We start from the raw sequence: 10,904 nt of genomic DNA on the forward strand, positions 1-10,904 counted from the left end.
ATAAAAATAATACCTGCAATAGACTTAATGAATAAAAAAGCGGTAAGACTCTATAAAGGTAGCAAAAATGAAATAAAAGAATACGGAGATCCCATAGAAATAGCCAAAGAATTTTCAAAATATGTCGATCTGATTCATATTGTCGACTTAGATGGTGCTTTTGAAGGTTCTGTAAAAAACTTAGATGTTGTAAAACAAATAATCAAAAAAACCGGCTTGAAAGTTGAACTGGGTGGAGGATTAAGGACTTTTGAAAGCATTAAAAATGCCTACGAAATAGGTGTTAGCTATGTGATCATAGGTACAGCAGCCTTTAACTTAGAATTCTTAGAAAAAGTTACCAGTGCTTTCAACAATATAACCATAAGTTTGGATGTCGAGAACGGGACTTTAAAAACAAAAGGTTGGTTGGAAAACTCACAAATTACCTTAGAAGATGCTTTTTCTATTTTTAAAAAGTACACCAATAGATTCATATATACAGACACAAGCAAAGATGGAACTTTAGAAGGTGTTTCTTTAAACATAAAAAGATTCTGGCAAGATGAGGAAATAATATACGCCGGGGGTGTAAGTAAAAAAGAAGATTTAAAAAAATTGGAAAATATAGGTTTCGATGGGGCTATAATAGGAAAAGCTCTTTACGAAGGTAAAATCAATCTGCAGGAGTTAAGAGGTGAACAATAATGTTGACAAAAAGAATAGTAGCAGCCTTGGATATAAAAGACGGAAGAGTCGTAAAGGGAGTACAATTTGAAAATATACAGGACGCAGGAGATCCGGTACAACTTGCCAAAAAATATGAAAAAGATGGGGTTGATGAGATCGTATTCTTAGATATAACGGCCTCTAAAGAAAAACGTAATATACTCAAAAATCTTGTTGAGGAAGTTGCCAAAGAACTATTCATTCCTTTCACCGTGGGTGGTGGATTAAAAACAGTTGAACAAATGGTAGAAATAATAAAATGTGGAGCTGATAAAGTGTTTATAAATACAGCTGCCGTTGAAAATCCAAATTTAATTAAAGAAAGTTCAAAAATAATAGGGAGCTCCAACGTAGTAGTTGCAATAGATGCAAAAAAAGACGTCGAAAGTGAAAAGTACTATGTATACACACACGGAGGAAGTAAAAAAACGGATTTAGAAGCTGTTGAGTGGGCTAGAAAGTGTCAAGAGTTGGGAGCAGGGGAACTACTGGTTACTTCTATGAACACCGATGGTGTAAAAAAAGGGTATGACTTGAATTTAACCAAACAAATAGTTGATGCTGTAGAAATCCCAGTTATCGCCTCAGGTGGAGCGGGAGAAGTTAAAGATTTTATCGATGTTTTTCAAATAGGTGCAGATGCTGCTCTTGCTGCATCCATATTCCATTATGGTATCTACACTGCAAAAGACCTCAAAATTCAATTGAAGAAGGTGGAAATAAATGTTAGATTATAAACAAATAATAGACAAATTAGATTGGGAAAAAAACAATGGCCTCATACCTGTAATAGTTCAAGGTCTCGATGGTGACGTATTAACTTTAGGTTATACAGACAAAGAGGCTCTTAGTAAAACTCTAGAAACAGGATATGTTCATTATTACTCGAGGAGCAAAGAAAGAATAAGAATGAAAGGAGAAACAAGCGGGAACTATCAAAAATTGAAAGAAGTGTACGTGGATTGTGATAACGACACATTGCTCTTAAAAGTTGATCAAACAGGACCGGCTTGCCACTTAGGAACGAAAAGTTGTTTTAGAAAATTAGAACAAATTGATAAACTGCCTGAATCCAATATAGATTACTCACTGGATTTTCTGAACCAATTAAAAGAAATTATAAAAGATAGGAAAAAGAACCCCAAAGAAGGATCTTATACAACTTATTTGTTTAATGAAGGAAAGGAAAAAATCTATAAAAAATTTGGAGAAGAAGCGGTCGAAGTTTTGGTTGCTCCAAATAGAGAAAGAACCATATATGAAACCGCCGATATGATTTATCATTTGTTGGTGTTATTAACCTACGAAGGAATAGATATAGGAGAAGTTGTTCAAGAATTAAAAAAGAGACACTCGCCAGAGGGAGGTAAGCAAAGTTGAAATTCAACCCAATTTTAGAAAGTTTTGAGGAATACAAACCTTCTAATACTAATATCAATGAAGGGTTCATAGATCTCAGCAAAAATGAAAATCCATTCGATCTTTCTTTAGATCTTAAAAAGATCTTTTTCCAAAAGATAACAGAAACAAACATAAATCGGTATCCCGAATTAACCGCTGACAACATCAGACAAAAAATAGCGACTTTCTTAAACTCATATTTTTCAAGATATAATATAGATCTTGACATGAACAACATAGTGGTTGGAAATGGCAGCGACGAGATGATTTCTTACTTGGTTAAAATCTTTGCTGGAAACGAGGTAATAGTTTGTCCGCCTACATTTGAAATGTACGAATTTTATTCTCTACTCAACGGTTTTTCAGTGAAAAAAATCCCTTTGAATACCAATTACGAAATAAAAGACATAGATAAAGCCGTAGATGATCAAACGGGTATGATATTTATCTGTTCTCCAAACAATCCTACAGGAAACTTGCAACCCCAAAAAGAGATCGTAAAAGCTTTAAAAACAGGGGTCCCTGTAATTGTTGACGAAGCATATGCGGATTTCTCAAAAACAAGCATGATCCAATATTTAAAAGACTACCCAAATCTTATAATATTAAAAACATTTTCCAAAGCGTTCGGATTGGCAGGTATTAGAGCAGGTATCTTAATCGCCAACGAAGAAATAGTTAAACAAATAATGAAAATAAAATCTCCTTATAGTTTCAACGTATTAACTGAAAAGATGGTGGCAACCATAATAGAAAATTATAATCTCATTTTAGAAAAAATTGATTACATCATCGAAGAAAGAAATAAGCTTTCAAAAGGGCTTGGACGAGTCGCCTTAAAAAGTGATGCTAATTTTATACTGTTGGATTTTGATAAAATAGAAGGTATAACAGCCAAAGCCGTTTACAACTACTTTTTAGAAAACAAAATACTTTTGAGAAAATACTCTGGGGCTTTAGAAAATAAAATTCGAGTAACCGTTGGAACCAAAGAAGAAAATCAAAAGTTCCTAACGCTTTTTAAAGAATTAATCAGTAATTATGATAAACAGATTAAGTCTTATGAACGTTAAAAAGCAATAACAACAAGAAGAATACCCCTATAGCAAAAATAGCGCCAGAAAAATAAACTATATTCACTCCACCAAAAGTGTATAAAAAGCCCATTATTATAGGACCTAATGTTTGCCCTAGTCTCAAAATCATTCCATTTAATGACATTAAGGCTCCTCTGTACTCAGAAGGAGCCAATTCTGCTATCATAGTCTGAATTGATGGGACGTTTATACCATGTCCTATTCCAAATATAATTATCGGTATCAGCAACTGCCATGCCTTTTGCATAAAAGGTGTCAAAATAAGAGATAAAGTATAAAACAAATAAGAAAATATCAATAAATTTTTAACGTTAAATTTATTCCCCAACTTTCCGAGTTGCGATGAACCTAAAGCGGTTGTAAAAGACATCCCAGACATTAAAAGTCCTGCAAGAAAAGGAGACAATCCAAAGTTGTGACTTGCTAAAAATGGAAAATAAGACAAATGGACTCCATAAAGGATAATGAAAGTTGAAAGGCCACCTATAAAAAGTAAGATAATTTTTGCATTCCTTACGGATTTTATAAGGTTAAAAAAGTAATCTTTTATGCTTTCGTCGTTCCTTACACTTGTATCTTCTAACAAAAATAATGCCAAAATCCCAATTGGAATAGCTAAAATTGGAAGAAAAAATGGAAAGTTCCATCCTAAAAGTGAAAGTGCGCCTCCAATGGATGGATAAATCGCAGTTCCGATATTCAAAACACTAGCGTTGTATCCCATAGCCTTGACTCTATCTTCCCCATAAAATAGATCCCCTATAATAGTAACATTTAAAGCCCCTAAAGAAGCTGCGCCTATACCCTGAAAAAATCTTAAAAATAGCAAAATTGGGAAATTTTTAGAAAATCCACATAAAAAACCAGCAATGCCAAACAATAATAGAGACGGTATCAAAATCATTTTTCTTCCGTATCTATCCGCTAAAATTCCGAATATAGGAGTTAGTATAACACCTGGTAACGTAAAAAAAGTTATTAGCAAGCCTACTTGCGATTCAGATATTCCAAATTCTTCTATGAGAACAGGAAAAATGGGAGAAATGCTTGAAACCCCCAAAACCGCCATCAAAGTAACACCAAAAACTATTAGTAGATTTTTATTCCAAAAAACTGATTTCTTTTTTTGCTCCAACTGTGATCCTTCCTTTATTTTCTTTAAAGTATGAGTTCTGTGAATGAAGTAGTCCATTTAAAAATGGAAAAAGGGCATAAAGCCCTTTTTTTACTTTGCCAATTTTAAGATATTTAGAACATCTTCTTTGTAAAGTTTTACAAAATTACCGACAGGTCCTCTTTCCGTTGCCTTTTGTGCCATTTCCTCGAATCTATCATCGGGGACTTTCAATTCCTTCAAAGTGATTGGTAATTTTAAATCCTCTTTGTAATATTTTTCAAGTCTATTAATACCCTCTAAAGCTGTTTTTTCTAAGTTGAAGAAATCAGCTTCAACGTTCCAAACATTTACAGCATACCTAGCAAATCTGTTTAAATCGTGCCTATAAACATATTTCATCCAAGCTGGGAATAAAACAGCCAAACCTGCTCCGTGGGCAACGTCGTAAATGCCACTAATTTCATGTTCTATATCATGAGTTGCCCAGTCTTCTTCCCTTCCGGTTCCTAATAAACCGTTATGAGCAACGGTACCAGCCCACATAATTTCAGCTCTGACGTCATAATTGTAAGGATCTTTAAGGGCTTGAGGTGCATTGTGAATTATAGTTCTCATTGTAGCTTCACTCAATCTATCCGTTAATTCCACATGCTGGGTGTTGGTGAAGTATCTTTCCATTACGTGGGTTAACATGTCCACCGTTCCAACGGCTGTTTGAAAAGGTGGCAGAGTATAAGTTAATTCAGGATTCATTATTGCAAAAACCGGTCTTAAAACATCGTAATTTATTGCTCTTTTATACCATCCATCTTCATTTGTAATAACCGATCCCATACTAGCTTCACTACCTGCAGCAGGTATAGTTAAAATGACACCAACGGGCAGTGCTTCTTTCAAAGTTCCCTTCCCTTCGTACAATTCCCAGACGTCTCCTTCATACTTCATTCCTGCTGCTATAGCCTTTGAAGAATCTATTACACTTCCTCCACCTACAGCCAGTACAAAATTAATATTTTCTTTTTTACAGATTTCAATCCCTTTTCTCACCAAACTTAATCTGGGATTGGGTTGAACACCACCCAATTCAACAAATTCAACCCCTGCATTCTTCAAAGATTTTGCCACTTTATCATACAGACCAGTTTTTTTAATACTTCCTTGCCCATAGTGAAATAAAATTTTATTAGAGTACTTTTTTATTTCTTCCCCAACCTTTTCCTCGGTTTTTTTCCCGAAGATTATTCGTGTAGGACTTACAAAGTCAAAATTCAACATAACGCTACCTCCTGTTTTTTTATTGTCTTTAATTTAATTTTTACGTTAGAGCCTTTTCAACCTAGCTTGCGCCTCTCAACTTTTCGTTTGCGACTGAGACCTATTAACACATCCTATTTATCACAAGCCTCTGTCTCTATGAACGTTGAGGAGATGACTCTTTCGCTTTATCTACGTTGATTTCAAAAAGATAGTTTATTACCTCTTGTACGGTTGTAATTTTATCGATTTTGTAACCGTATTTACCGCTAAAAACAAATCCGTCATCTAAATTCCCCTTTGCTGCGTTAAGTAGAGCTTGGGCTATACAATAAGGGGTGTCAACAAAATTACACGTTTTAATACAGTGATAAGGGCATTTGAAAGGCTTTTTAATTCCTTTTGAAACATCTTCTATAAATTTATTTTTGATAGCTCTTCCAGGAAGACCTACTGGACTTTCAATTATTACTATATCTTCTTCTTTGGCATTTATCAAAGCCTCTTTAAATCTTATATCGGCATCACACTCTTGGGTGGCAATAAAAGGAGTTCCTACTTGTATTCCCTTCGCCCCCAACGAAAAAATTTCTTTCACTTTTTCAGGTGTGTCTATACCACCGGCGGCTATTACGGGTACTTCTTTATTGTATTCTTTTTTAATTTCCTCACAGAAATCTACTATCTGAGGAACGGTAACTTCGAGTTGAAATTGAGGATTCTCCAGATCCACCTTTTTAAATCCCAAATGTCCTCCAGCTTTTGGACCTTCCACAATAAATGCATCAGGAATGTAATTATATTTCATCCACCATTTTTTGAATATCACCTGGGCAGCTTTTAAAGAAGAAACTATAGGAACTAACCTTGTTTTAGATTTTGCATCTAGAAATTCAGGTAAATTTAAAGGTAACCCTGCTCCAGATATTATTAAATCTATTTCTTCTTTTATCGCTGTTTTCACAAGCTCTTTATAATCAGTCAAAACAGTCATTATATTAACGCCAATTATTCCCTTTGTCTTTTCCCTTGCCTTTCTAATAACCTTTTTAAGACCTTCTATATTCGCTTCTTTTACTTTTCTTGTTTGAGGATTTTCGATTAAGCCGATTCCCGCAGTACCTATTACTCCAATCCCTCCAGCGTTTGCTACCGCTGATGCTAAATTATCAAGAGAAATACCAACGGACATACCCCCTTGGATTATAGGCAACTTTGGAACTAAACCATTGATGTTTAAAATATTTATAAGATTCACTCTCCTTTTTTCTGATCTACATTGCTTTTAATTGCTTTAGCGCCCCTTCGCCCCGCTGCCCACCCATTTAATTACTCATTTTAATTATACCATAAAAGAACTTTATGTGAAAAATAATTTTGTATTCAAAGAATATTACTTGTGGTATAATAAGCAATGCACAGAGGTATATTGAATTTCAGAATTTCAATTCTAGCTAATATTCACAAAAGTCAACAAAGGAGAATATCATTTGAAAAAAACACTAAATGAAGAAAATTTTCAGATTAATTCAAAAAGAGAAAAATTAGCCGCAAATGCCTCCTGGATGGGAATAATAATAAATGGTGTCCTTGCTTTTTTTAAATTAGTTATATCTTTCATTACGGGGAGTATAGCGATTTTAGCTGATGGAATAGATACAACTACAGATATAATAACTTCCATACTAACTTTAATTGCATCGAAAATTTCAAGTAAGCCCGCAGATGAGAGTCATCCTTTTGGCCATGAACGAGCTGAGACGATAGTTACTAAGGTTTTATCTTTAGTGATTATTTACGCCGGTTTTCAAGTTCTTATAGGAGCTATTCAAAGTATAATAACTCATAGTTTTTCAATTTATAGGCCTTATTTAGTACTATGGATTTCTTTGATTTCGATATTTACCAAATATTTTTTATATAAGTATAAATTCTCCGTCGGAAATAAAATAAGAAATTCTTCTTTAGTGGCAGATGCTTTAAATATGAGAAATGACATTTTAACATCTTTGTCTGTTTTCATTGGTATGATATTTTACCTTACGTTAAACATAATGTGGGTGGATTCTTTAGTAGCTATTATTGTATCCGTGTTCATATTTAGAGTTGGAATAAAGATGTTTCTAGAGACCTCCGATGAGTTTATGGGTAGTTCGAAAGAATTAGGAGAAATTTATTACAATACTTTAGAAGCTGTTGAAAAAGTTAGCAAAGCCAATAATCCTCATAAAATCAGGGTGAGAAAAGCAGGATATGTTTATTTTGTCGAACTTCATATCGAAGTCGAAGGAGAGATGAGCGTAAAAGAAGCCAATGAAATAGCTTCGCAAGTTGAAAGGGAGTTAAAAAAAATAAATCCTTACATAAAAGATGTGATAATCCACGTAGAACCTATAGGGAACAACGAGGAAGAAGAATTTGGATTCGATAAAAATTCTATTAAAAGGATTTTTGATAAATAAGTGGAGGTGTAACGTTTTGATTGGTGATTTTGCAGATGAAGTGAATATCAAAGTAATTGCTGGAAAAGGAGGGGATGGAGCGGTAAGCTTTAGAAGAGAAAAATACGTAGAAAAAGGTGGGCCAGATGGCGGAGACGGAGGAGATGGTGGTTCGATTATCATCAAATCATCGCTCAATAAAAATACCTTGGTAGATTTTAAATACAAGAAAATTTTTAGAGCAAAAAACGGGGAAAACGGTAAAAATAAAAACAAAGCTGGAAAAGCCGGAGAAAATGTTTTGATTGAGGTACCTGTAGGTACTTGTGTCTATGATCTTGAAACCAACGAATTACTTTCAGATTTAAAAGCACCAGAACAATATCTGGTTGTTGCTCGTGGAGGTAAAGGTGGGAGAGGAAATGCAAGATTTGCAACTTCAACTCTGCAGATTCCAAGGATAGCTGAAAAAGGTGTGAAAGGTGAATCTAAAAATCTAAAGCTCGTCTTAAAAATTGTCGCAGATGTCGGCTTGATTGGTTATCCTAACGTGGGTAAATCAACATTAATTTCAAGGATTTCAAACGCCAAGGTGGAAATTGCTGATTACCCTTTTACAACTATTGTTCCAAATTTAGGCGTGGTAAAAATCGACACAGGTTATTCTTTTGTAGTAGCTGATATCCCAGGACTTATAGAGGGAGCGCATTTGGGAAAAGGTTTAGGAGATCAATTTCTAAGGCATATTGAAAGATGTTCTGTTTTAGTACATCTTATCGATATATCTTGTTTTGAAAGAGATGACCCGGTAGAGGATTATATACTCATTAGAAAAGAATTAGAGTCTTTTTCTCATATTCTTTCGAAAAAGAAAGAGATTATTGTTGCAAATAAGATAGATGCCATAGAGAAAGACACCCTTGAAAAAAGATTAGCAGATTTCAAAAATAGATCGGGTAAAGATATTTTCCCTATTTCTGCTTATACTGGTGAAAACATTCAAGAGCTCATAACTATGGTATGGAATCATATAAGTAAAGAAAAAATTGAGCAACAAAAGTTTTTCCAAAAAAGGTTGAAATCCACTGTGACAGAAAAAATAAAAATACAACCCGTCAGCTATGAACCTGATCCTTTTATAAAAATCAACGTTATAAAATGGGATAACGAAACGTTTGAAATAGTTGGAGATGGTATCGAAAAGTTGTTAACTAGATACGATATCAACCAAAAGGATTCTCGTCTGTTAATTTTAAATACATTAGAGAAAAATGGATTGAATAAAATTTTAAGAAATGCAGGAGTTAAAGAAGGAGATACGGTGTACATTGGAAATTTTGCTTTTGAATATATACCATAAGAAAAGGTGTTTCTCATGCTAATGCTTTTTGGCGGTAGTTTTAACCCTCCTCATATAGGTCATAGAATAATTGCTGAGATAGCTTATGATGAATTCAAACCTGATAGGTTTTTAATAGTGCCGTCTAAAAATCCCCCACACAAAAGTATAGATTTCATAGCAAATTTCGATAAGAGGTATTCTTGGTGTGAGAGGGTTTTTTTTGAACATTATTTCGAAGTAAGCGATATAGAAAATAAACTACCTTCACCATCATACACAATCAGGACCATAGAGTATTTAATGAATTTTGATAAAAATATTTATCTTTTGATCGGCGAAGACTCCTTTAAAAACTTTCACAAATGGTATAAATGGGAAGAAATAGTAAAAAAAGTAAAACTAGTAGTTTATCCCAGATATTTCGAAGAAAAAAGTTCCTACAGTGTAGATTTTGAGTATATAAAATTGGAAAGTCCTATTGTTGAAATTTCATCCACTGAAATCAGACAAAGGATCAAAAAGGGGAAAACTGTTAAAGGTTTGATAGATGATAAAATAATTGAAGAAGTTTTAAAAGAGTATAATTAAAATCAATTTTTATGCCGCTAAAGGGGGATAAAAATGTCGTCTTATATAGCTACAAGCGCTAAAATTGACGCTAACGTTAAAATAGGTTACAATGCAATAATTGAAGAAGATGTCGTTATTCAAAAAGGTACTATCATTGGAAACAATGTAATAATAAAAGAAGGCAGTATTATTGGAGAAAACTGTACAATATCGGATAATTGTATAGTAGGTAAATCGCCTCTTAAAGCTAAAAATTCTGCCACTACTGAAACAAAAGATCTTTCTCCTTTAATTTTGGGCAATAATGTAATCGTAGGAGCATGTTGCCTCTTATATAAAGGTACTAAAATATCAAATGATGTTTTTATTGGAGATTTAGCGAGTATAAGAGAAGATGTGGAAATCGGAGAACATACTATCATCGGAAAAGGAGCAACAATAGAAAATAAAAGTAAAATAGGTAGCTACGTAAAGATAGAAACAGAGGCTTACATTACAGCCATATCTACAATAGAAGATTATTGCTTCATAGCTCCGGAAGTTACCTTTACCAACGATCAATTTTTGGGAAGAACAGAGAAGAGAAAAGCGCTTTTCAAAGGTCCTACTATCAAAAAAGGGGCAAGAATAGGGGCCAACGCAACAATATTACCAGGAATAATAATTGGAGAAGATGCTTTGGTTGGTGCGGGGAGTGTGGTTACTAAAAATTTAGAACCAAAAAAAATATACGTTGGCGTTCCCGCGAGGGAAATTCGAAACGTACCAAACGAGGAATTGCTGGAAAATCAAACTTATTTTCACCCCTAAAATCCCTATCAAATGAGTTTTATAAACATATGGCCGGTAAGAAAAACCCGGCCAATTTTTTATGTTTTCTCTATTTCTTCCAACTGTTTTTCGGTTCTATCACGAAAATAGTGGGTAATTAAGCTGGAGTTAAATTAAGTTTACCAAGGGCAATAAAGATAGTG

At 33.9% G+C, this 10,904-nt stretch carries 11 protein-coding genes; 8 read left to right on the forward strand and 3 right to left on the reverse strand.

The window, feature by feature from the left end:
- From hisA to hisC, 4 genes are read left to right on the forward strand one after another with little or no spacing between them, the layout of a single operon-like run.
- Positions 1-687: a 1-(5-phosphoribosyl)-5-((5-phosphoribosylamino)methylideneamino)imidazole-4-carboxamide isomerase gene (gene hisA, locus ACW9JY_RS05940; protein ID WP_457283706.1), complete on the forward strand. Its 687-nt coding sequence runs from the start codon at positions 1-3 to the stop codon at positions 685-687.
- Positions 687-1,445, forward strand: coding sequence for an imidazole glycerol phosphate synthase subunit HisF (gene hisF, locus ACW9JY_RS05945; protein ID WP_457283697.1), 759 nt, complete (start codon positions 687-689; stop codon positions 1,443-1,445). The genes hisA and hisF overlap by 1 nt, the downstream gene beginning before the upstream one ends.
- Positions 1,432-2,088 (forward strand): bifunctional phosphoribosyl-AMP cyclohydrolase/phosphoribosyl-ATP diphosphatase HisIE, encoded by a 657-nt coding sequence (hisIE, locus tag ACW9JY_RS05950; protein ID WP_457283698.1) that lies wholly within the window; start codon positions 1,432-1,434, stop codon positions 2,086-2,088. The genes hisF and hisIE overlap by 14 nt, the downstream gene beginning before the upstream one ends.
- Positions 2,085-3,182, forward strand: coding sequence for a histidinol-phosphate transaminase (gene hisC / locus ACW9JY_RS05955; RefSeq protein ID WP_457283699.1), 1,098 nt, complete (start codon positions 2,085-2,087; stop codon positions 3,180-3,182). Before hisIE ends, hisC begins: the two co-directional genes overlap by 4 nt.
- Here hisC and ACW9JY_RS05960 read toward each other — a convergent pair.
- The 3 genes from ACW9JY_RS05960 to ACW9JY_RS05970 form a co-directional block, all read right to left on the reverse strand.
- A complete protein-coding gene (locus ACW9JY_RS05960; RefSeq protein WP_103077587.1) occupies positions 3,163-4,398 on the reverse strand; it encodes an MFS transporter in 1,236 nt (411 codons plus the stop codon). The two genes, hisC and ACW9JY_RS05960, sit on opposite strands and share 20 nt — an antisense overlap.
- 33 nt (positions 4,399-4,431) lie before the next feature.
- Positions 4,432-5,598 carry an iron-containing alcohol dehydrogenase gene (locus ACW9JY_RS05965; RefSeq protein ID WP_457283700.1) on the reverse strand — a complete coding sequence of 389 codons (1,167 nt, stop codon included), beginning with the start codon at positions 5,596-5,598 and terminating at the stop codon, positions 4,432-4,434.
- A gap of 136 nt (positions 5,599-5,734) precedes the next feature.
- The gene (locus tag ACW9JY_RS05970) at positions 5,735-6,835 is read right to left on the reverse strand and encodes an NAD(P)H-dependent flavin oxidoreductase (protein WP_457283701.1); all 1,101 of its coding nucleotides are present in this window, start codon (positions 6,833-6,835) and stop codon (positions 5,735-5,737) included.
- Between the two features lie 232 nt (positions 6,836-7,067).
- Between ACW9JY_RS05970 and ACW9JY_RS05975 the strand changes: the two genes are divergently transcribed.
- The 4 genes from ACW9JY_RS05975 to ACW9JY_RS05990 are packed head-to-tail and all read left to right on the forward strand — an operon-like array spanning position 7,068 to position 10,740.
- Positions 7,068-8,039: a cation diffusion facilitator family transporter gene (locus ACW9JY_RS05975; RefSeq protein WP_457283702.1), complete on the forward strand. Its 972-nt coding sequence runs from the start codon at positions 7,068-7,070 to the stop codon at positions 8,037-8,039.
- Positions 8,040-8,055: 16 nt separating this feature from the next.
- Complete coding sequence (gene obgE / locus ACW9JY_RS05980) at positions 8,056-9,378, forward strand: GTPase ObgE (protein ID WP_457283703.1); 1,323 nt, start codon at positions 8,056-8,058, stop codon at positions 9,376-9,378.
- A gap of 15 nt (positions 9,379-9,393) precedes the next feature.
- On the forward strand, positions 9,394-9,948 hold the full coding sequence (nadD, locus tag ACW9JY_RS05985; protein WP_103077591.1) for a nicotinate (nicotinamide) nucleotide adenylyltransferase: 555 nt from the start codon (positions 9,394-9,396) through the stop codon (positions 9,946-9,948).
- A gap of 33 nt (positions 9,949-9,981) precedes the next feature.
- The gene (locus tag ACW9JY_RS05990; RefSeq protein WP_103077592.1) at positions 9,982-10,740 is read left to right on the forward strand and encodes an N-acetyltransferase; all 759 of its coding nucleotides are present in this window, start codon (positions 9,982-9,984) and stop codon (positions 10,738-10,740) included.
- The last annotated feature ends 164 nt before the right edge of the window (positions 10,741-10,904 follow it).

Source organism: Petrotoga sp. DB-2 (assembly GCF_054051725.1).